19 protein-coding genes are annotated in these 22,497 nt (G+C 46.4%); 13 read left to right on the forward strand and 6 right to left on the reverse strand.

The genetic code is table 11. The annotated features are described in order from the left end of the window. Nucleotides 1-116: 116 nt before the first annotated feature. Complete coding sequence (locus CLV59_RS17330) at nt 117-566, forward strand: response regulator (RefSeq protein ID WP_111593313.1); 450 nt, start codon at nt 117-119, stop codon at nt 564-566. Here CLV59_RS17330 and CLV59_RS17335 read toward each other — a convergent pair. From CLV59_RS17335 to CLV59_RS17345, 3 genes are all read right to left on the reverse strand, one after another. Further along, the gene (locus CLV59_RS17335; RefSeq protein ID WP_111593314.1) at nt 551-1,798 is read right to left on the reverse strand and encodes a sensor histidine kinase; all 1,248 of its coding nucleotides are present in this window, start codon (nt 1,796-1,798) and stop codon (nt 551-553) included. The two genes, CLV59_RS17330 and CLV59_RS17335, sit on opposite strands and share 16 nt — an antisense overlap. Before the next feature lie 212 nt (nt 1,799-2,010). Next, nucleotides 2,011-2,772: a hypothetical protein gene (locus CLV59_RS17340; protein WP_211323923.1), complete on the reverse strand. Its 762-nt coding sequence runs from the start codon at nt 2,770-2,772 to the stop codon at nt 2,011-2,013. A gap of 111 nt (nt 2,773-2,883) precedes the next feature. Further along, complete coding sequence (locus tag CLV59_RS17345) at nt 2,884-3,864, reverse strand: hypothetical protein (protein ID WP_146616224.1); 981 nt, start codon at nt 3,862-3,864, stop codon at nt 2,884-2,886. A 121-nt stretch (nt 3,865-3,985) separates the two neighbouring features. Here CLV59_RS17345 and CLV59_RS17350 point away from each other — a divergent pair, with 121 nt between their 5' ends. The 6 genes from CLV59_RS17350 (at nt 3,986) to CLV59_RS17375 (ending at nt 13,287) form a co-directional block, all read left to right on the forward strand. Next, nucleotides 3,986-4,579, forward strand: coding sequence for an RNA polymerase sigma factor (locus tag CLV59_RS17350; RefSeq protein WP_111593316.1), 594 nt, complete (start codon nt 3,986-3,988; stop codon nt 4,577-4,579). A gap of 57 nt (nt 4,580-4,636) precedes the next feature. After that, nucleotides 4,637-5,821: a FecR family protein gene (locus CLV59_RS17355; RefSeq protein ID WP_111593317.1), complete on the forward strand. Its 1,185-nt coding sequence runs from the start codon at nt 4,637-4,639 to the stop codon at nt 5,819-5,821. An 85-nt stretch (nt 5,822-5,906) separates the two neighbouring features. Beyond that, nucleotides 5,907-9,257: a TonB-dependent receptor gene (locus tag CLV59_RS17360; protein ID WP_111593318.1), complete on the forward strand. Its 3,351-nt coding sequence runs from the start codon at nt 5,907-5,909 to the stop codon at nt 9,255-9,257. A gap of 9 nt (nt 9,258-9,266) precedes the next feature. Then, complete coding sequence (locus CLV59_RS17365; protein ID WP_111593319.1) at nt 9,267-10,805, forward strand: RagB/SusD family nutrient uptake outer membrane protein; 1,539 nt, start codon at nt 9,267-9,269, stop codon at nt 10,803-10,805. Beyond that, complete coding sequence (locus CLV59_RS17370; protein WP_111593320.1) at nt 10,786-12,264, forward strand: aryl-sulfate sulfotransferase; 1,479 nt, start codon at nt 10,786-10,788, stop codon at nt 12,262-12,264. The genes CLV59_RS17365 and CLV59_RS17370 overlap by 20 nt, the downstream gene beginning before the upstream one ends. Nucleotides 12,265-12,288: 24 nt before the next feature. After that, a complete protein-coding gene (locus CLV59_RS17375) occupies nt 12,289-13,287 on the forward strand; it encodes a c-type cytochrome (RefSeq protein ID WP_211323924.1) in 999 nt (332 codons plus the stop codon). 46 nt (nt 13,288-13,333) lie between these two features. Here CLV59_RS17375 and CLV59_RS17380 read toward each other — a convergent pair whose 3' ends face one another. Then, on the reverse strand, nt 13,334-14,689 hold the full coding sequence (locus CLV59_RS17380) for a TIGR00341 family protein (protein ID WP_111593321.1): 1,356 nt from the start codon (nt 14,687-14,689) through the stop codon (nt 13,334-13,336). A gap of 77 nt (nt 14,690-14,766) precedes the next feature. Here CLV59_RS17380 and CLV59_RS17385 point away from each other — a divergent pair, with 77 nt between their 5' ends. Further along, a complete protein-coding gene (locus tag CLV59_RS17385) occupies nt 14,767-15,228 on the forward strand; it encodes a hypothetical protein (RefSeq protein ID WP_111593322.1) in 462 nt (153 codons plus the stop codon). Nucleotides 15,229-15,314: 86 nt separating this feature from the next. Here CLV59_RS17385 and CLV59_RS17390 read toward each other — a convergent pair whose 3' ends face one another. After that, nucleotides 15,315-18,410, reverse strand: coding sequence for a lantibiotic dehydratase (locus CLV59_RS17390; protein ID WP_111593323.1), 3,096 nt, complete (start codon nt 18,408-18,410; stop codon nt 15,315-15,317). A 237-nt stretch (nt 18,411-18,647) separates the two neighbouring features. Between CLV59_RS17390 and CLV59_RS28935 the strand changes: the two genes are divergently transcribed. The 5 genes from CLV59_RS28935 (at nt 18,648) to CLV59_RS17405 (ending at nt 21,350) form a co-directional block, all read left to right on the forward strand. Further along, on the forward strand, nt 18,648-18,806 hold the full coding sequence (locus CLV59_RS28935; RefSeq protein ID WP_170137793.1) for a hypothetical protein: 159 nt from the start codon (nt 18,648-18,650) through the stop codon (nt 18,804-18,806). Between the two features lie 33 nt (nt 18,807-18,839). Further along, nucleotides 18,840-19,004, forward strand: coding sequence for a hypothetical protein (locus tag CLV59_RS28940; protein WP_170137794.1), 165 nt, complete (start codon nt 18,840-18,842; stop codon nt 19,002-19,004). A gap of 36 nt (nt 19,005-19,040) precedes the next feature. Beyond that, nucleotides 19,041-19,232, forward strand: coding sequence for a hypothetical protein (locus CLV59_RS17395; RefSeq protein WP_111593324.1), 192 nt, complete (start codon nt 19,041-19,043; stop codon nt 19,230-19,232). A 154-nt stretch (nt 19,233-19,386) separates the two neighbouring features. Beyond that, nucleotides 19,387-20,601 (forward strand): lanthionine synthetase C family protein, encoded by a 1,215-nt coding sequence (locus CLV59_RS17400; RefSeq protein ID WP_111593325.1) that lies wholly within the window; start codon nt 19,387-19,389, stop codon nt 20,599-20,601. A 125-nt stretch (nt 20,602-20,726) separates the two neighbouring features. Beyond that, a complete protein-coding gene (locus CLV59_RS17405; protein WP_111593326.1) occupies nt 20,727-21,350 on the forward strand; it encodes a response regulator in 624 nt (207 codons plus the stop codon). Between the two features lie 611 nt (nt 21,351-21,961). Here the strand turns inward: CLV59_RS17405 and CLV59_RS17410 are convergent. Further along, the gene (locus CLV59_RS17410; protein ID WP_111593424.1) at nt 21,962-22,480 is read right to left on the reverse strand and encodes a GNAT family N-acetyltransferase; all 519 of its coding nucleotides are present in this window, start codon (nt 22,478-22,480) and stop codon (nt 21,962-21,964) included. Between the last annotated feature and the right edge of the window lie 17 nt (nt 22,481-22,497).

Here is a 22,497-nt window from a genome sequence, read left to right on the forward strand (position 1 = left end):
TCAGTTTTATTAATATTGACCAGATCAGATTTAGTCTACCTATATTCAAACTCAATATGGCATCATATTTCAAGCACGCTCAACCAACCCTCATATTTAACTGTTATTAGAATACTATGAATCACAAAAAGATATTGCTGGCAGATGATGACCGGGACGACCGGGAATTGATCCGGGAAATGCTGGAGCATTTCGACCAATCAGCGGAGATTGTCTGTTTACAAACAGGTCAGGAGATTTTTGGGTATTTAAGCAAATGTACGGCAGCCACTTTGCCGGACATTATTGTGCTGGACTACAGTATGCCGTTGATGAATGCGGCGGAGGTCCTCGAACAGCTGCTGGAGGAGCAGTTATTCCCTCATATTCCCAAAGTGGTATGGAGTACGTCTTCTGCGCCGGAACATGTTTCCAGGTGTATGGCATCAGGCGCCATTGCCTATTTTTCCAAACCGGTGACAGCCGCCGAACTTTCAGAGATTGCGCTACGTATCCTGGAATTATGTCCGCCAGCAGGCATCCACCAGGATATGCAGCAAAAATCAAATGATTATACAGGAAGATAGATATCGAAAGACGCGCCCTCTCCTGTTTTGCCGGATGCATATATGCAGCCCCGATGGCTTTCTGCTATTTTCCGGCAAATAGCCAGCCCTATGCCCGTACCGGGAAACTGTTCGCCCGTATGCAAGCGCTCAAACATTTCAAAAATTTTCTCCGCATAATGTTGTTCAAACCCAATTCCATTATCACAGAACCTAATATGATATACCTTTCCGGGTTGGCCCGCCATCCAATGGGGTTGTGTCTCTAATGTAGATTCAATCACAATTCTGACCGGCACGTTCGCCTGGCAGTATTTTAAGGAGTTACTGATTAGATTCTCAAATAACTGGCGCAGTTGGAATGGAATACCCTGCACCACAGGCAAGCCATTCACCTGCATTTGCCCTTGCACCTGATCCAATGAATCTTTGAAGAAGGTCTCCAGCTCCCGGAGCGTTTGTTGCAGATCCACTTTTTCAAATGGCTTAGATTGTTCCGTGATCCTTGTAAAAGCCAGCATATCATCAATCAGCTGTTGCATGCGACTTGCAGCTTCTGCCGCACGCAGCAGGTAACCTTTCTGCCGGTGATTCAGGCGAAGTCCCTCTGCTTCCAATACAATCGAATTATAAAGCTGAATTTTACGCAGGGGTTCTTTCATATCATGCGCCGCTGCAAAAGCGAATTTCTGCAATTCTCTGTTCTGCGTTTCCAGTTGCTGGGTATAATCCAATATTTTTTGCTCTGCATTCCTTCTTTCCGTCAGATCGCGGGTAACTTTAGAGAAGCCGATGATCTTATCTTCCTCATCATGCAAACAAGTGATCACAACGCTCCCCCAGAAACTGGTTCCATCTTTGCGGATTCTCCAGCCTTCGTGTATAGCCTTCCCTTTAGTCACCGCCTCGGCAATCAACTGTTCCGGTAAATGATGGCGCTGATCTTCCTTCGGATAAAAAATACGAAAATGCTTCCCTACAATTTCCTGCTCTGTATATCCTTTAATTTTTTGTGCTCCTTTATTCCAATTCAGGACAATCCCATTTACATCCAACATCAGGATGGCATAATCTTCCACCTGTTCAATCATCTTATGATAACGGGATGCTTCCTGGTCGGCTGGAAGTGCCTGGACAAGCTTCACTCCTGTTTGTTCCCTGTTATGCTCAGCAGTAACATCAATATCAGGTTGGGTTGCTGGAGATTCGGAGTTTACAGGTAATGACTTCTTTGTGGATCGGTCTGGTACCATGTATGAACAGTTTTTAATCAACACACCCGACTTACGCGTCGTTGTTTTTCAATCCGACAACAACAATTGTACCCGTGGAATGCCTCCAAATCTTCAAAATAAAATCATCTGATTATCAATATCTTACAAGGTGCATTCTGATAAAATTCTTTACCATACCCAAAAGAGGCGCCGGGTAATTGTACAGAAATATACCCAACCTGCGCATTTCATTATTCAATGGGCCGGTTAAATAGCAATCGCCATTTTATTTTTCTTCTCAAATTGGCCTGTACAGGGTAATTCCGGTGTATATAACTGGATTGCATACTCGTAATTCGAAATAACTGATGATTCCGCATATAGCTGTCTACCCGCTTTTCAAATAGCTCTCCGCCATAGATTGGATACCGCGCTGATAAGGCATGCTGTTCCCCATAGATGGCTTGCCGGAAATCAGCTGTGCGAATAAGATAACACTGATCCGAGAATCCATAGCCCAGGTAAAAACCATCCAGGGAAGTGAAGGATTCCTCTGCGGCGTGTTCATACCGGTAATCCCAGGTAGCATTGGCTACCAGTATATCTTTCCTCGTGTCCATTAATTGCATGGCTGCGGGAATCCAGTTATGGTCGGAACTATCGGGGATGCTATCGCTGGAAAAATGCAAAAGAAAAGGCGTATTGCAGAAATAGATACCTGCCAGTTCTGCAATGGAATAATAGTAGCCGCCATTGAAATCAGGTTTCTCCAGTTGGAAAAAATCCAGGATGGAAGCGGCATGGTCTTCTACATGAATCCATCGGTCCAGCAAGCCTGCCCGGATAAGCTTATCCGCCTGGCGTTTTACTTTTGAAGGGCTGCTGACGTTATTGATGAAGACTGTTTTCTCCTGAAAGGTATGTCCGCAGCGATCGAGGATCTGCCGCATTCTGTTGGAATGCAGTACAAACTCCCAGTCGTTTTCATAACATTTGGTTTCAAAGGTGAGCATCGGAAATGCATTTGCTTCCAAAAATTACCAAATGCCAATGGAATAAAAAAGTGGAGCAACAAAAAAGCAGGTACATGAAGTACCTGCTGTTAAGGATATGATTGAATAAATTTAATTTCTAACGCCCATGATATCGGAAGTTTCTTCCAGGAATCTGTCAATTTGCTTGGTGCCATTGAAGTTCCGCAGGGAGAGCATCCGACCTTTAGAGAATTCCGCTCTTATCTCCGTCCCGGAATAAGTGAAGTTGGTAGTTTTCCTCACGATGTGGAAGCGAATGAACTCATCGAACTTGTATTCTTTTTTGATGAGGCCGAAAAGATAGGTACGTACCATTTTCCCATTTTGTTTGTCGAACATGCAGGAGCCATAAGCATAGCCAAAGATGACTAGCAATACAAACGGGAACCATACGGCAATGTTACGGGCAGTGCTGTTTCCTTTGTTGGCAAATTCCGGATGGGTAAGTCCGTAAATCCACCAGGCCAGGAGTGCCAGTACAAAGATGATCAGGCCGATTCTTCTTTGTTTCAGTACATAGCCTCCGTCTTTCTGTTCATAGAAGCTGAATTCAGTAATTGGTACATAAGTCGCTACTGGTCTGGATTCGGCAGGACCGAAAACCATCATATCCAGCGGGGGAAGTACCTCCTCCTGGAAAGCAAGCAGGTCCTTGTCTTTCCAGCCGCTGTAGTAAGAGGAAATCGTATGCCCCTTACCGTGGCGATTTTGTTTGGTGAACACTCTGAAAACAACGCTGGTATTGGAGGTCACACCCTGGATAGCCGCGATATTATCGAAGCTCATTCCGGAAGTGGATACCAATCCGCCTAGTTTCCTGAAAAAACGTCTCTGACCTGCATCAAAGATGACGGCGGTATTGCCATAGGCAAACAATAATGCGGTGAAGAGAACTACTACGGCGTAGCCGTTGATCATACCGGCTCCCTCTTGCAGCCTTGGGGAGTCGCGGACACAGAACGTCCATGTTACAATAAAGATAATGCCTAATACAACGGCGATGGGTCTGTAAACTCTGAATGGATAAAGCTGAATCTTATCTGCTGCGATCAGCCATTTGGTTTTTCTCATAAGGCGAAAATAAAAAATTTTCCATTTCCTACTGTTCTGGCCGGTATTAATTTGTATAAATTTAAAATGAGGCAGTAAAATTAACTTCAAAATTGTATTTTAGTTTTCAAATCGTGATTCAGTGAGCAATGAAGAGGCTATTCTGTTAGAGGAGTTGCGAAAGGGCAGTAAAACGGCTTTCATCGCCTTATACAACCAACATTACCGATCGCTTTACTCCTATATCCTGCACTTTATCGCTATCCCCCAGCTGGCCGAAGATGCTTTACAGGAAGTATTCATCAAGGTATGGGAGATAAGGGAGCGGATAGATCCTGAGCGCTCTTTCACGGGGTATATGTATCGGATTACCCGCAATCATGTCTTTAAATTACTGAAGAAAATTGCCGCCGATGAAGAACTACGCAACAGCGCTATGATAGAACTGCATCGGCAAACGGAAGATCCGGATACCCGACTGTTATGGAAACAATATGAAGCATTGCTGCGGGAGGCCGTAACACAGTTGCCACCACAAAGACAACGTGTATTCCGCCTCTGCAGAGAAGAAAGCAAATCTTATGAGGAGGTCGCCGCTGAACTGGGCATTTCCAGGAATACAGTTAAAGAACATATGGTACTGGCACTGAAAAGTATTCAATCCTTCTTTTATGAGCATGCAGACGGCACTTTGCTGCTCCTCCTGTTTACAGATGTATTGATCAACCAGCATTAATCTAAATTTTTTTTCGGCCCGACCCACCCTCCTTTCATTTTTTGGGATAGTATATATATGCCGACAGAAAAGAACAGTGAATATTATTACCTGCTACTGGAGCGATGGCAACAACGGAAATGCAGTCCTACAGAAGCAATGGAGCTGCTGGACTACATCCGGCGCCCCGAATCCGACCGTACGGTACTGGCTGCTATCCACGCCGCTTTCCGCCAAATGGCCGACAACAGCGATGCCGATGCCGGAGAACCGGGCAACCGGGTCAGAAAGGCATTACTCCAACATATCGACTCCAGCGATCAACCAGGGAATTCCAGGCGTATCTACAGATGGAAATATCTGGCAGCAGCGGCTGTCGTCTCCCTGATCACGATCCCGACTATACGCTATTACCGGCAACACTCCTTTCTTCAGCAACCACCGGTCATTACAGCCACCCAGGATATTGCGCCGGGTAAAAACAGGGCTGTATTAACCCTCGCCAATGGAGAAAAAATCATACTGGACAGCGCAGGCAAACAGATAGTAGGACAACAAGGCAACAGCGCTATATCCAATGCCAATGGCCAACTGGTGTACACTGCGTCTGCCGGCAATACTACTCCTGTATACAATACGCTGACCACTGCTCCCGGTGAAACCTATACGCTTTCACTCGCCGACGGTAGCCGCGTATGGCTCAATGCCGCATCCTCCATCCGTTTCCCTGCCACCTTCTCCGGTAAAGAACGATCCATTACCCTCGAAGGAGAAGCCTACTTCGAAGTAGCGCCCCATCCTGAACAACCTTTTCGTATCACCGTACAACAGACCACCATAGACGTACTCGGCACCAGTCTGAATATTAATGCCTATGCAGACGGACAACCCATACGCACCACACTTCTTCAAGGCGCAGTGAAAGTGAACCATGAACAGGAAAGCATGCTACTCTCTCCCGGGCAGCAGTCGCAGATAGACATGGATGGCAAAATGCGGAAACTGGACCATATCAATACCGCAGAAGTGATTGCATGGAAGGAAGGATTTTTCCAGTTTGAAAACACAGATCTACATACCGTTCTAAGACAATTTGCCCATTGGTATAATGTGGAGATTGTCTATGAAGGCCATATCAAACCCAGGAAGTTTTTCGGTATGATCAACCGCAACAGCTCCCTGATGAACGTACTGAAAATGCTCAATGCCAACGATATTTCATTCAGATTGGAAGGAAAGCGACTTATAGTTCAGGGCGATTAACAGTGAACAATCATATCAGCCAAAACAGCCAGCAGACAAGAGAATTGCAACCTAACCACATATCTAAATCAAAACTTGCAGAAGTATGCAGTTAAGCACTATTGCCAGTACCCGGCATGCAAATGACCGGCGTTTCATGAATCGTTCAAGGGTCAGCAAGCTACTGGCCCTGCTATGCCTCGCCACAGGCATGCAGGCACATGCCGGCGCCCAGGAGCAGCTGGTAAGCCTGTCCCTCCACGATGCCACTACTAAAGAGGCTTTCCGGGAAATCAGCAAACAAACAGGACTCAATATCCTGGCAGATGAAAGTTTGCTCGAAAAAAGCAACCGCTCCAACCTCGTTGTGAACAAGATGCCCGTATCAGAAGCCCTCAACCTCCTGATGCGCAATCAACCACTGACTTATTCCATCGAAAACGGGGCTATTATCGTTAAAACAAAAACGCTGGCACAACCGGCCGCTACTCCTCCTCCGCCAGCGGAAATCCGTGGGGTCGTGACGAACGACAAAGGAGAAGCGCTTCCCGGTGTAACCGTTACCGTGAAAGGAACCAAACAGGGAACCATTTCTAAACCAGACGGTAGTTTCGTCATCCACGCAGAACCAGGCGAAACCATCGAGCTCTCCATGGTGGGCTTCAGAACATCTTCCATAAAATTCGAAGGAAAAAACACTTCGCTGAAAGTCGTACTGGAAGCAGATGTATCTCATCTCTCCGATGTAGTGGTGGTAGGTTATGGTACCGCTAAAAAGAAAGACCTCACCGGCTCCATCAGCTCCATCTCCAGCGATCAGATGAACAACGGCGGGGTAGTCAGCAACGCCGCCCAGGCTATTCAGGGACGCGCTGCAGGCGTACAGGTGAGTCAGAGTAACTCCGCTCCTGGCGGCCAGACCATCGTACGTATCCGCGGAGGTAACTCTATCAAATCCACCAACGAACCGCTGTATATCGTTGATGGATTTCCATCCGAAACCGGTAAAGATATCAACCCGAATGATATTGATGATATCCAGATTCTGAAAGATGCCTCCTCCACTGCTATTTACGGTTCCAGAGGCGCTAACGGCGTGGTAATGATCACTACCAAAAGAGGTAAATCCGGCAAAGCGAATATCCAGTACGATGGCTACATGGGTACGCAACGCATCTCCAAGGAATACAGCAAAATGAATGGGCTGGATAATATGAAGGTGACGAATGCGAAGGCAAATGAAAAGGGGCTGCCCGACTTCTACACCTCCGCAGATCTGGCCAGCGGCAGAGATAACGACTGGTTCAAACTCGCCACCCGTCCGGGCCTGGTGCAAAGCCACAACCTCAGCATCAGCGGCGGCAGCGGACCAGACAGAGTATCCCTTTCCGGAAACTATTTCAACCAGGAAGGCGCACTGAAAAATACCAGCTATACCCGCTATTCTGTGCGACTCAACTACGACCGTCAGTTCAGCGAACGCTTCAAAACCGGTGCAAACGTCTATCTCTCTCACGCCTATACGAACTTTAAAACCTATGATGGCAATATCGTTCCGTCAAACGTGATGTATGGCGTATTAACCGCATCTCCCGCGTTACCGGTATACAATGACAACGGTACATTTGCCCGCTTCCGTGGTAAAGATAACCCGCTGGCATGGCTGATGGCCCCTACTAATGATCGTTTTGAAAACAAAATAAACTTCAATGCCTACCTGGATTATCAGATCATAGAAGGACTGAACTTCCGCGTAAATGGCGGTGTGGAAAATACGACCACCAAAGAAGGAACCTACCTCCCACGCGACCTCGTAGATGGCGAAAAAGTAGGCGGTAAAGCGAGCGTAAATGACCTCGCTACCTCCAGAAGTTTGATTGAAGGTTATTTCACTTACAAGAAAATCTTCAACAAAATCCATTCGGTAAACTTCGTACTGGGAGCATCTTATCAGTATGATCAATACGACAAACACTATTCACTTGTTCAGAAATTCAGTACAGACGCCTACCTCTATCATAACCTCGACGCAGGTACGGAAAGACTTACCAGCAGCAGTCAGACGCTGCCTGGAAAAATGGCTTCCACTTACGGCCGTCTGAACTATTCCCTATTTGATAAGTATCTGCTGACAGCCACTTTCCGTCGCGATGGTTCCAGTGCATTTGGTTTGAACAAGCGCTATGGCCTCTTCCCTTCCTTCTCGCTAGCATGGAGAGCTTCTGATGAACAGTTCATCAAGGATCTCAACATCTTTTCCAACCTGAAGATCAGAGGCGGTTACGGACAAACAGGTAATGACCGTATCGGTTATTATACCTACCTCCCACTGTTTGGTCCTACCAACGTTTCTCTTGGAGAGGGCAGCGACAGCTATGGCGGTACCGTGGCTACCCGTTTGCCTAATCCAAACCTGCATTGGGAAAGCACCGCACAAGTGGATCTGGGTATCGATATGGGCTTCTTCAACAATAAGCTCAATGCGACGATCGATTTCTATCGCAAGAAAACCAACGACCTGATCTTCGATATTCCTATCGGCGACTGGAATGGATTCCAGACACAAACAGTGAATGCCGGCGCTATTGAAAATAAAGGTGTGGAACTCGTTATCAACACCGAAAACTTCCGTACCAAAAACTTCACCTGGAATACCACGCTGAATATTGCCTATAACAAACAAACCTGTTTAGATTTAGGCGGACTGCCATACATCATTACACAGACAGCCAATTTCTATGGCGGTCGTGGCCTGGATTTCACACGCCTGGCTCCCGGCCAGGAACTGAGTACGTTCTACGGCTACGTTTATGATGGCGTAATCAAATCCGGCGAAGCGCATCCGGCACAACCAAATGCTAAACCAGGCGATCCTAAATACAAAGATCTGAGTGGTCCGGATGGTAAACCAGATGGTAAAATTGATGCCAACGACCGCACTTATCTCGGTCATGCCAATCCGCATTACATCTATGGTATCAGCAACGATTTCACCTTTGGCAACTTCGATCTCAGCATATTCCTGCAGGGAGCGCTGGATTATAGTCTGTATAACGCTACCAGACTGGTACTTGAATCCGGTCCGGGTACAGATGCGTTGAATCGCTGGACTACCGCCAACGAGCATACAGACATTCCAAGAGATGGTTACTCCACCGCTTATGGCGGCATGGTGAATTCCCGCTTTGTGGAGAATGCTTCTTATCTGCGTTGTAAGATGATCACGCTGGGATACAATATTCCATTGGCCAAATCATTCCTGAAATCGCTCAGAGGAATTCGTGTATACGGCTCCGTTCAGAACCTGTTCACTATTACAAAATATTCGGGATCTGATCCGGAAGTGAATACAAACCTGAACAGCAGCGGATCTAATGCCAATATGAACTCAGGTCTGGATTACACCGCATTCCCTGCTTATCGCACTTATACACTGGGCCTTAAAGTGAATTTTTAACCTGTAACGATGAGAAACATGAAATTGAAATATATCGCACTGGCGGCCCTCCTGGCAGGAGCTACCGCCTGTGAGAAAACAGTAGAACCCAAGGTATACAGTTACCTGACCGGCGATAATGCCTTTATCACGCTGAGTGATGCCAAAGCGGCTGTCAATGGCGTCTACTCCCGTCTGAAACAGCCAAGCGGCCGTTCTGATGCTTGGATGTACTATGCCGGCTTCCAGGTCACTATTTCCGATCTTACCACCGATATCGGGCATGCCAGCTCCGGTGGCGATGTAGGTTTGATGTCCGAATGCCAGTGGGCCCCTGCCAATACTTACCTGGCTTTCGCCTGGCAGCATCAGTATAAACTGGTAACAGACGCTAATATTGCGCTGTATCATATTCCTAAAATGACCGCACTGACGGATGATCAGAAGACACAATTTACGGCCGAATTACGCTTTCTGCGCGCCCTTGGATATGTAGATCTGACCGATGCTTTCGGACCAGTGATACTGGTGACAGAAGAAACCGTTGCCAAGAATGAAAGCAGTCCGGATTATACTGCATCTATTGCGCCTAGTCCGGTAGCAGATGTCAATAAACTCATCATCAGCGATCTGGAATATGCAGCAGCACATCTGCCTGTCAATTATGTCAGCAACCCCATTTATAGCACCAACGATATCGGACGCGCGTCCAAAGGCGCTGCCCTGGCTCTGCTCTGCAAACTGTACATGCGGGAACATGAATATCAGAAAGCACTGGACCTGACCACACAAGTGATGACATTGGGGTATGACCTGTATCCGTCCTACTCCGGACTGTTTGCAGAAAAAAACAAATGGTGCCAGGAAAGTATTTTCTATGCACTGGCAGATCCATTGACAGATGCCGTGGAAATCATGAACCACTTCGGGCCGCTGAACAACCCGCAGGTAACAGACAGATGGCAGTATTTCGCGGTTACCTGGTACTTCTGGAACACCTTCAGCGACCAGGATGATCGGAAACAGATGTTCTACTATGATTACATCGGTACAGATGGATTACATTATATGCAGTCGCCGGATGGTTCCACAAAACCGCCTACCGGCTACTATTACATGCCGGATGTGGCCACCAAGAAGTTTGCAGATCCTAACGGCTCCACTACTTACTATGATGGACACGTATTTCCGATTCTCCGTTATGCAGATATCCTGTTGAGCAGAGCGGAAATGATCAATGAACTGAGTGGCCCTACAGCAGAAGCCATCAACCTGATCAACCGTGTGAAAGGCCGCTCACATGCGCCGTTACTGGGAGATGCCACTACGTTCACCAAGGACGCATTGCGGGATGCCATTCTGCAGGAACGCGGCTGGGAGTTTTTCTTCGAATGCAAACGCCGTCAGGACCTGATCCGCATGGGTAAGTATGAAACGGTAGTGAATAAATATCTGAAGACGGTGAATCTGACCCAAACCATCAGTATGCCCAGAGATAAATATTTCTCTTATCCACAGGCACAAGTAGATATGAACCATAGTCTGAACAATGGCGACAGACGTAACTAAGGGAGACACGATGCTCATGAATCTATTGCATAACACACAGCGCAGGCTGCCACTTTTTTCAGTGGCAGCCTCGTTGCTGCTGACTTTGACCGCTTGCTTCCAACAGCGCAGTAACGACGTAACAGAAATTGTGCTCCGACCAGCCGGAGAAAATGCACTGAAAGTAATGGTAGCCGTACAATGTACAGATACCACAGATGCCGCAGTAGTATACTGGCCTAAAGGACAAGCAGCTAAAAAATCACAGACGCCCTTATCCAACCATCAGCTCCGGCATGAGATCATCATGACAGGACTGGCGCCTGCCACCGCCTATGAATACAGGATATTGACCGGCCATGGCACGCGTCTCCGGGAAAGTAAAATATATGATTTCACCACCAACAGCATGCCTATCTGGCTGAAAGATATCTTCCAGGTGATATGCCCGGATAGCTCCATTTTGCCAGCCGAATTCAAAAAAGGCTATGTGATGCTTACCAAAAGAGATGATCCCGGAATGGTTTGTATGGTCAATGCCAAAGGGGAAATCGTCTGGTATCACCAGGTACAGGGAACAGGGTATAAAGTGGCACGTTTCACCAAAAACCACACGGTATTAGGATTACTCGGTGGCCCCGGATATGAAACCAGCTACGGCGATCAGATCCTGGAAGTTTCCCTCACCGGCGATACGCTCCTGAACCTGAAGAAAGGCCAAAACGATTTCAAACAAACCATCCATCATGAAATCCTGGAAAATGAAGCCGGTCAGCTAATCACCCTTTGCGTGGAAGAAAAAGTAATGGATCTGCGTCGTATAGGCGGTAGCGTTAGCGACACTGTAAAGGGAGACGGCATTCTTGTGCTCGATCGGAATGGACGCCAGGTATGGAAATGGACGGCCTTTGATGCCATAGATCCATTGCAGGACAAAAATATACTGAAAGACAAGCACGACTGGATGCATGCCAACTGTATTGCTATTGATCAGGACGGAAATTACATGATCTCTTTCTACAACAATGGCCAGATCTGGAAAATTGATGCCCATAGTGGCAAGCATATCTGGACATTCGGCAAAAACGGCGATTTCCAAATTCCCGATACGGCCTATTTTGATCAGGCACATGCTGTGCATATCAATCACCAGGGCAACCTGATGTTCTTTGATAACGGCGTTAGTAAGAAAACATCCCGTACACTGGTATTCAGGTTGGACGAAAATAAACGTACAGCCGTTTCCGTTACAGACACCAAATTACCGCCGGAGTATTACAACGAGCGTATGGGCAGCAGTTTTAGCATAGGAGATCATTCTTTGCTGGTATGTGCTACCAAGCGCAATACGGTGGTACTCACCAATCTGGAAGGGCGTTTCCAGTGGTTGCTGAAAACAGGGATGTCTTCCTACAGGGCCTCTTTCATACCGGCAGCAAGTGTTGCGCCTTATATCAACCGGCCTGGCTATGAACACTAATTTTTTAACTTTAAAACATGCGCGATGAAACGTATCATCATTGTGATAGCTATATTAGGCATAACAGGCGTCATGGCCATATCTTCCTGTGGTCCGGAAGCCGAAGGTAAATCGGACAACAAGCCTGTTGCTGCAAAAGAAGAAGAGGCGCATATCGTTATCGACCTGAAAAATATCCCTGATGATCAGTTTGGGGAGTCAGTACGTTACGGTCGGGAGCTAATGCTTCATACCGCGCAATTTATCGGACCTAAAGGCAGTGCAGGAAAGTATACCGGTAACCTGATGAGTTGTACCAACTGCCATCAGGATGCGGGTACCAAACCATTTTCCTTCAATCTTATCGCCTCACATGAGCATTACCCGCAATATCGGGCCAGGGAAGGGAAAGTACTGACTTTAGCAGAACGTATCAATAACTGCGTCACACGGCCGCATAATGGGAAACCATTGCCGCTGGATAGTAAAGAGATGGTGGCCTTCCTCTCCTACCTGAAATGGATTAACACTTATGCGCCTAAAGGGAAATCTTATTATGGCGAAAAAAACCGCAAGCTGGACCTCCCCACTACTGCGGCTAATCCCGAAAACGGACGCATACTCTTTGAACAGAATTGTGCCCGCTGTCACGGAAAAGATGGCGCAGGCCAGTTAACGCCGGAGCAAACCGCCTATACTTATCCTCCACTGTGGGGACCGGAGTCCTATCAGCCAGGGTCCAGCATGCATCGGGTAGTAAAACAAGCGGAATGGCTGAAAAATAATATGCCGCATGATAAAGTACAGAACGGCGTAGTACTCACAGATGCAGAAGCATTAGATATAGCGGCGTTTGTGAACAACGATGCCCTCCATGCCCGTCCAAACCCTAAAAGCTTTGATTATCCGAACATCAGGGAAAAGGCGATCGACTACGACCATGGCCCTTTTCCGGATACATTCAGCGTAGCTCAACATAAGTATGGTCCTTATCAACCAATCATCGATTACTGGAAGAAACAAGGATGGAAAGTGTCTCTCTAAAATTAATATTATATAAAAATGGCCGGTTCATCACCGGCTTTTTTTATCATTTCTTTATAGCAACGGGTTGTATAACAAGACTAATAGAATCCTTTCTCAGCCGCTGTTTCAACCAGGCGTACATTCTGACTTTATCGGTACTGGTCACTTTACCGGACATCCCTACGATCACTACCATCAGGGAATCTTTCGCAGCCGTTCCGGCATGATGAAAAGGCATTTCAGCAGCGGAATAATATTGCACGCCGTTATAGAGCGCTTTCAGCTCCGCTCCGATGTCTGGTACAGTGGCTTCGGTTGGCGCCGGCTCCCTTTCTGCAGTGGATACTATTTCCGCGAGAATACTGGATCTGATCTGCGAAATATCGATCTTATTCTCGGCATTCAATCCTTGTCTAACCGCCAGGGTGGCGTTTGTTAGTCGGTATACCGGTAATTTATTTCGTATAGCCTCCAACGTAGAATCGTTCAGATGTGCGCCTACCAGGAGGAGACTTATTTTACTGCCTTTCTCATTAAATACAAAAGAACGTTGCACGACCTGAGAATTGGCAAAATTGAAATTCTCGTCTACAAAGCGTTGGGCATTGCTTTCAAAAATACTTTTCTGTACAATTCTGTAGGTAAGATAAATACTGGGCACCACGGTAATGATGATAATGAGCCACATGTAACGACGTACTTTGGAGGAGTAGTTACTATTCTCATACCGCAATTGTTTAAATCTCAGGAAACGTAGTCCCAGATAGGTACTCAGACAAATAAAAACGCTATTGATAAAATAGAGATACAGTGCGCCTAAGAAGTAATAGTAATTACCGGAAGAGAGGCCATAGCCTGCAGTGCAGAGTGGTGGCATCAAAGCGGTAGCAATGGCTACGCCGGGAATCACATTTGTCTTTTCTTTTCGGGTGGAAGCCACTATACCTGCGAGTCCGCCGAAAAAGGCGATAAAGACATCCCAAACAGTGGGCGTAGTGCGGGCCAGGAGTTCCGATTGCGCCTCATGCAGGGGCGTAAGCCAAAAATAGACGGTAGATGTAGCGATAGAGATAGCGGTAGCAATCAATAAATTTCTTCCTCCTTTCTTCAGCAGTTCCAGGTCAATGATGGCGAGGCCCATTCCAATGCCCATAATCGGCCCCATTAAAGGCGAGATCAGCATAGCGCCGATGATAACGGCAGTAGCATTCACATTCAGTCCAATAGAAGCAATGAAAATGGCAAAGATCAATGTCCATAGATTAGCGCCTCTGAATTCTGCATTTTTGCGCATGGAGGATACTACTTCTTGTTCGTCTGCTTTCTCTGTTTGCAGGCTGAATCTGCGTTCCAGGAAAATACGGAAAGCTCTCCAGAATTTGGTTTCGTTGGACGTTTCACGCGGTTGTTGTACGGTCATATCTATTAAACCAAATATCCCTCATTTGTGTTTGGGAATATGGACAAATATTCCGTACACCAACAAAAACATGCATTATGAAATTTGCAGGATATTTACTGGTTCTGTCTGCTACCGTTGCGGTGGCATGTCAGAATCCACAAAAACACGATGAACGAGAGGCCGTACAGAAATCCAATGAGGCCGCTCAGGCAGCAGAGAATGCCGCTGCGTCTCAGGCTGCTAGCGACGCCAGTGCCGTCAATGCTGCAGACGCTGCCGTTCAGGCCAATATCGATGCGGCGATGGCTAAGGTAAATGTACCCAGCTTTAAAAAAGAAAATGCGAAATCCCTGGCATTGGAATTTCATAAGTATTTAGCCGATTTAATCAATACCAATAGCGGCGTAAAGGCTAAACAATACATGGACAAAATAGACGCCTTAAAAGTGGATTTCGAAAAGAAAGAAGCAGCTGCTAAACTAGATCCTGAAGATCAAACGAAATTAAGAATGTATGTAAATGATCTGGTGAATGCCGCAGTGCAAGCCAATCCTTAATAAATATCTTTAATCATAACAGGGGCCTGGCTTGTGAAAGTCAGGCCCCTGTTTTATTAGCCATTTTAGTATCCAATGAAGCCTGTTCAGGAAATCTCTTTTATTTTCTCCTGCTTTTTCATCCTGGCCTGTTGGGATTGATAATACCGGTCCAGGAAATGATAAATGACCAGTTCATGTTTACGCTGGCCAGCGAGCAGGAAACGATTCAGGAACATATGGATATAACTGGACAACAGTTCATATTTTTCTATATTACCTTGTGCCGCAATAGCCGACTGCATACGTACTTTCCGTTGTTCCATCAATGCCAGTACTTCTTCGGGAAGTTCTCCCGAGAGCATCGTATGCAATTCGGCAGACTCCTTCCTGTATTTATCATTTAACAGCTGTTGTAAAGCTTTATTGCCTTTGAATTCCAGAAAAAATCCCTGTTGCAATTGCTGCATGTATTTGGATTTTTCTTCCATGGTGAATCCGAAGATATCCAGTAGCTGATCGGTTCCTACTACTCCAAGTTTCCAGCGGTAATCTTCTCCTGCTTCTTCATCCAGCAACTGAGTGATGGCTAGTACAAAATCGCTGTCTATATGAAAAACAGATTCGCTGAAATCCATTGTTTGTACGCCATAACGTTCAATTTCCCTAACGTAAGTATCTGTTTGTACTTTGTGGATCAGCAGAGCATTTTCTGCTTCCTGCAATGCGGCGTATAGCCGTTGCAGTACGATCTGCCAGAAGTCGGGCCTACTACTATTATAAAACCGGATGCGCAAATGATGATCCGGGTCTGTGTAGCGGATGAAGAACCATTTTTCAATTATCTCATCTTCCTGTAAAGACTGGACCAGTGGCTGCAGAATTTCCCGCAGCATATCTTCTGCTGTTCTGGAACCACAGTATAGTTTAACATAAAGCCATTCGCCGCCGGTCAGGAATGAACGTTGTATATCGGGTTTATTGGGGGAGACAACTGGTAGTCCAATAGCGCCTTCCTCATTCATCAGCGGCAGGATGATCTCATTTGTATAGTGGCCGCCTGGTCCGGTCACCCAACATTGATCTGGGGTTTGGAGGAATTCCTGGAGCATGACCTGGGTAGATTTATCCATAATTTTACCCAGGAGATGACGGGCCGCTATACAATTCAGGTCTATCACCAGTTCATTGTCTCCTTCTGTCACCAGCACAAAACGGGGCAGCTCCCATTCTTTGCAGAATTGGTCGATCAGCGGCATATAACTGCCAGCCTTATACGTCGTTTCTTTTTTGCGCCACATCCACATTCTTTTGCTGAGGATACACTTGCCATAGGTGACCCTTGGCAGTGCGGACCAGTCGTCCGGAACCAGCCATTGCCAACTGAAGGCGGGGTGATAGTCCTGGTGCTGGATATCGCAGAGGAATTTATAGACAGGCAGGCCATTGCGGTAGTTATGGGCAGTACTTAACCTTGGTATTACCCATTTATTCAAGCGTTTGGAGCGCAGCCGAACCTTTCCGCTCTGTATGCTTACCAGCAGGTCGTCTACATGAATCTGCTGCTCTGCGGGCATTTCGCTGGCAGCGAGATATACAATTTCATAGTCTCTCAGTTGCGGGCGCATGAGGATATTACCGGTTCTGGATTCCGGCAGATGCGCTATTTCCGCGAAGATGGCATCTGGTTGCTGCGCTTCTTCCTGTTTCAATACAGACCTTACATGTTCCAGTAGTGCCGCATCGCCATGACAGAAGCGTCCCAGGAGATTGGCTGCGGAGGGGCCGCTGCAACCGCTCATATCAAACAGGTAATCGCCTGCATCCATTGCTGCGGCATCCTTTGCCAGTAGTTTACCCATGGTATACATGCTGGCCGGATATTTCTTGGTGCCAGGTTCAATGAGGGAGGTGATATCTTCTGTTGTAAGCGTGATGTTTTGTGCTCCTTTAGCCCTTGATTCCTGTAGTCGTTGCAACTGGAAATACAGCATGCGGGAACGTTGAATAGGGTCATTGTTTTCGGAGGCAGGTAATACCAGGTCATCCAGCAGCGGCGTATGATCCGATCCCGGTCCGCTGTTGCTTCCGTAGCCGATACCAGCTTCTGTATCCAGGGCCAGTTGGAGCGGTACTTCCTGGCTTTCATACCGCGAGGAAAATGCGTTAATGAATTGATCCAGATCCGGTGTAATACCGGGGCGGGCTAGTTGCAGCAGGGAGGAGACCTCTGCTGTCAGTTCATCTGTCACTTTCGTGGAGAGCTGGTTCTGGTGGGTATGGAGGATGAGATCTGTTTGCAACAGGTCCTTGTTGCTGGTGGTGGGCAGCAGTTCCTTCACTATCTGATTTATTTGCGTATATGCATGAATGTTAGGTTGCCGCAGTAGGTCTCTGATAGCCGATAGTTTGTGGGTTATTTCAGCAGCTTCCGGCATGGTGGCCAGGCGGTTACAGAGGCGGGTAAAAAACTCCTGGCCGGTTACGGTAGCTTCCAATTCGCTGACCAGCAGCTGATTGGCCATCAATTCCTCTGTAAACTCGGCTGCATCATACCAGGTGATATCATTTTCTTCGCTGACGATAGACTGCCGTATGGTTTCCAGTGTGGCGCCATTGGCCGCCTGGCGGAGAATGGTTTCCAGGTAATCGCTTTTATTTACGGCCGTCAGGAAGTAGTTTCTGTACTTATTGCGGATGGTATAAGCCGCATAACGGAAGCGGCTACCCGAAGCGTAGATGGAATTATTGGGATAGAACAGCAGCTGCTCCTTTATTTCCGGTATGGCGGTAATAGATGCCGCCAGTTCCGCCACATAGTTCATATCCAAGCGGCAATGCCGCAGGTGTTCTTCCGGCGCTCCCAGTTGTACCGACGTATAGTCGGCCACGTTACCAGTAGCGCAGCCTGCGAAAAGTCCGTATGGGGTACATCTGGCCACCATTCGCAGCAGGTATCGGTAGAGCGACATGGACAGTTTGGCGGTATCTTTTTCGCTGAGGGAATCCGATTCCATCCAGCGTTTCATTTCCTGAAACAGTTCTGGGGAGGCGATATAAATGGCATCCTGCAGGATGGGATCAGCGAATAGCTCCTTCATAGCAGCGGCGAGGTTTTCCGGCGTAAGGTGGCTGAGGCGATCCAGGTATTCAACGGGCAGTAAAGGCGTTCTTACTGCATAAAAATTGGCGGAGCGGGTCATGGTTATCTTTTCTACGTATAGGAATGAAGGTAAATGTTAATGCCTTGGCGGAACATCACGTAAAACCGGGATATTTCAAGTTTAAACATCTAATTAAAAATCACGCTTTTCCGTGATGATATGCAATGCAGTTTGTTCCTACTTTTATGAAACAACCTGTACGAAACTAAGGAAACAAAAATATTATCCTCGAATAAACCGCTTGCACATTTATCACTAAATCCATAAAAATTGGTTATGAGAAAAACAACAGCTAAAAAGCTCACATTGAACAAAATCAGAGTTGCCAAACTGGACACAAATGGTCGTGAAGTAAATGCAAAAGCGCCTACTTACACTGGCTGCAGCCTGATGGCAAAATGCACTCCGCCAGTATCTAAGGACACTTGTTTCTAATTACTCTGAATTAACCGTTAAACAACACCTCGTATGAAAAAAGCTGTAGTTAAAAAACTGAACTTAGGCAAAATTAAGGTAGCTGATCTGGGTCAAAGACCTAGCATCGCAAATATGGGAGAAGGCTTTTCTTCTATAAAAATTGCTTGCCCAAGCCAGGGTGCGCCTATCTGTAGTGTAGATTCCTGCAGACACTAAAACGTCGATTTTTCATTCGCATAAAAATTCCGTTTTATGAAACAGCCATCTCAGAAAAAACTTCAACTGGGAAGAATTAAATTAGCTAGCTTGTCTGCTCAACCTCAGGCCATTGCTAATGCAATTACTGTTGCAACCTGCACACTCAGGTGTGTAGATGGTGGTAACGCTGCTGCTAATACCAGCATGGGCGCCCCTATTTGCAGCATTGACTCCTGCAGATTCTAATCCCCATCCGGTTGCTTTAACGGCTGCCGGCGAATTCGCAGACCGGCATCTACCTATATTGGCATTTGCCACCTGTAATCGCAATTAATCTATTGGCAAAACATGTACGCATGCAGTACATGTTTTGCCTTTTTTAGTCATAAATTACATACATATGGATGATAAAAAATTGGCAGCAGCAATATTGGAAGATATCAGCACAGAACTGACCCAGTTCGCCGCTGAAGGAGAATATCCGGGCCTACTGGGAGGTTATTCCGGTACCGCCCTCTTCTTTGCCAATTATTACCAGTTGACCGGAAAGGAATCGCATCTCGACCTGACGTATACCGTTATCCAACGCAGTCTTGATGCCATTTCCACCATGTCTCTCAGCGGTGGGCACTGCAGCGGACTTTCCGGCATTGCCTGGCATTTTCTGCACCTGGCAGAAATGGGCTACATAGACCCCGTGGACCTGGATGAAACCTTTGGCGACCTGGATACCACATTAGCCAAATTTATGCAGGACGAAATACAGATTGATAAAATGGACTTCCTCCATCAGGGATTAGGCGTGGCACTTTACTTTTTAGCGCGGCTCCCCTCTCCTGCTGCCCGGCAGCAGTTGGAACAACTGGTGGCTGCTTTGGCACAACATGCACATAAAATGCCGGCAGGTATTGCCTGGAGAGATCAGTTCTCTACCATGAGCCTGGAAAACGAGGACCGGAACATGTTTAACCTGGGCCTGGCACATGGTAACCCGGCCATTATTTCCGTACTGTCACGCATATACGAGAAAGGTATTGCGCAAGATATCATTCCGGGGCTGATTGGTCCGGCGGTAGACTGGCTGCTCACTACCCGTAAAGCGACATCTGCTCCGGGCACCTCCCTTTTCCCGGTATTGATAGATGATAATGGGGAAACAGCGGGAGATGTGAATAGTCGGCTGGGATGGTGCTATGGAGATCTTGGTATAGCGCAGGCGCTACTGGATGCGGGCGAGCGTATGCAAAAATCCGACTGGCTACATTATTCTGCAGAAATGTTCACACAAATTGCCACCACCCGCGACATCAAAAATGGCGCAGTACATGATGCCTGTCTCTGTCACGGAAGCGCAGGGATAGCATTAATGATGCAGCAGGCTGGTATCCGGTTACAAGATAACCGCTTGCTGCAGAATGCCGCCTACTGGTATCAGACTGTTGCCAGTCAGAATACCTGGACAGATGGCCCCGCCGGATATAAATTTTATCATTATCCTAATTATGTGAGCAGCCATAACGTGTTGGAAGGCATTAGTGGTATCGGGCTGTCCCTCATTCATTTCCTCGAACCGGATATCAAGCCTACCTGGGCATCTGCTATGCTCATCGGATAAATTTATCTTGCAACGATTTTTTTTCTATCTTAGAGAATACAGCAAATGAAACCTATTTAAAGATAACCCGGACTCGGCTATGCCACGTAAAACCGCAGCCCTCAACGCAACAAATAAGAAAAACCATGGCCCAACTCTTTTTTGCAGATGATCATCCATTGATCCTGGAAGGATTAAGAGCGCTGTTGTACCAGGAACCTGGTATGGAAATAAAAGGAGAAGCAAGAACCGGCCGCACCTGCCTGCAGTTCCTGGCCAGTAATCCTGTGGACCTCGTCATGCTTGATACTGCCTTACCCGATATGGATTCGGCAGAATTATGCGCCACTATCAAAAGACAGTATCCATCCACCAGTATCCTCGCACTCAGCTACAGCAAACATGACAGTAACATTGAACGAATGATGGAGAACCATGCCAGCGGATGCCTGATCAAAAATGCAGACAAACAAGAACTGCTGACAGCCATTCACACCATCCTGGAAGGACGTACCTTCTTGTCTCCAGAACTTGCTGCCGACAGCAGATTCGGCAAATCCTCTCTGCATATCACCAAAAGGGAAAAAGAAGTGCTTTCCCTCATCGCAGATGGACATACCAATCATGAAATTGCTGAAAAATTATTCATCAGCTCCGATACGGTCGACAGTCACAGACGTAATCTTATGGGAAAACTGAATGCCCGTAATACCGCGATGCTGATTAAATGCGCCTTCGCACATCGATTGCTAACAAATCTCAGTTTCTAAGAACAGCAAAGGTGTCTCTTCCGAGACACCTTTGCTGTTTTATTTTCCTGAACCAGCGGGTGGTTTACAAATCGCAGTTAAAAGAACAAATTGTTGGACACATGTGGCCACAGGTAGAGTTGCTTACCTGTAGATTGTTACCACTTTGTACATTTGACAATTGGGAAATTTTAATTACGCCCAGTTTAATTTTTTTTGAACTTGCAGGTTTCATCGTTGTGAGATTTTAAAGTAATAGATGTTTGTAATAAATAAACGCCGCAGGTCGCGGCGTTCGAATTTTCTGATCCTCTTTGCAATTACAGGGTACAAATAAATATTCCTGTTGGGCAATTCTGAGAACAAATGGTAGGGCAAATGTGATTACAGCTGGAATTGCTTGCAGCTGCATTGTTATTGCCACTTTGAGCGTTAGACAGTTGTGCAATTTTGATTACACCCAGCTGGATTTTTTTTGAATTTACAGGTTTCATTTTTGTGTGATTTTAGGGTAATAAAAAAATGTCTGTACTCCAAATTACCAAGTATCTTTCATAGTGTTATTACCGTTCACAAAAATCACGGAAAAACGGGAGAAGCGGTCTCACAGCCACTTACAGCTCATTTTTCTATTATAACCTTTTCTTCATCATGATATCTGTCTGTATTTCATCACCGAACTTAAATTGGTGCGTATCGAAAGGAACAAATCCGTTCTTCGTATAAAAATTTATTGCTCTTTGATTTTCTTCCCAAACGCCTAACCAAAGAAAGGAATTGTTTCTTTCCTTGGCAATTTCCAGTGCTTTATTGTAGAGCAACTGACCTACTTTTTTGCCCTGATATTCACTTTTCACATATATACGTTCTATTTCCAACGCCGCGGCTTCCTGAGGTTCAGTTTGCGCTTTTCCGGTATTCAGTTTCAGGTAGCCCACAGCGGCATCCCCATCCCAGGCCAGGTAAAAGAACGAATCTGGATGATTCAATTCTGCGGCTAGCTTTTCTTCACTGAAGCTTTCCTCCAGGTATTTTTGCATATTCTCCGCCGTATTGTATGGCGCAAAGGTTTCGAAGAAAACTTGCCTGGCTACTGTCTGTAATGTGGACAGGTCTTTTAAATTGGCATCACGAATAATAATTTGTTCCATTTTCATAAGCATTTTAA

The sequence above is a fragment of the Chitinophaga dinghuensis genome, assembly GCF_003259435.1.
GTDB lineage: Bacteria > Bacteroidota > Bacteroidia > Chitinophagales > Chitinophagaceae > Chitinophaga > Chitinophaga dinghuensis.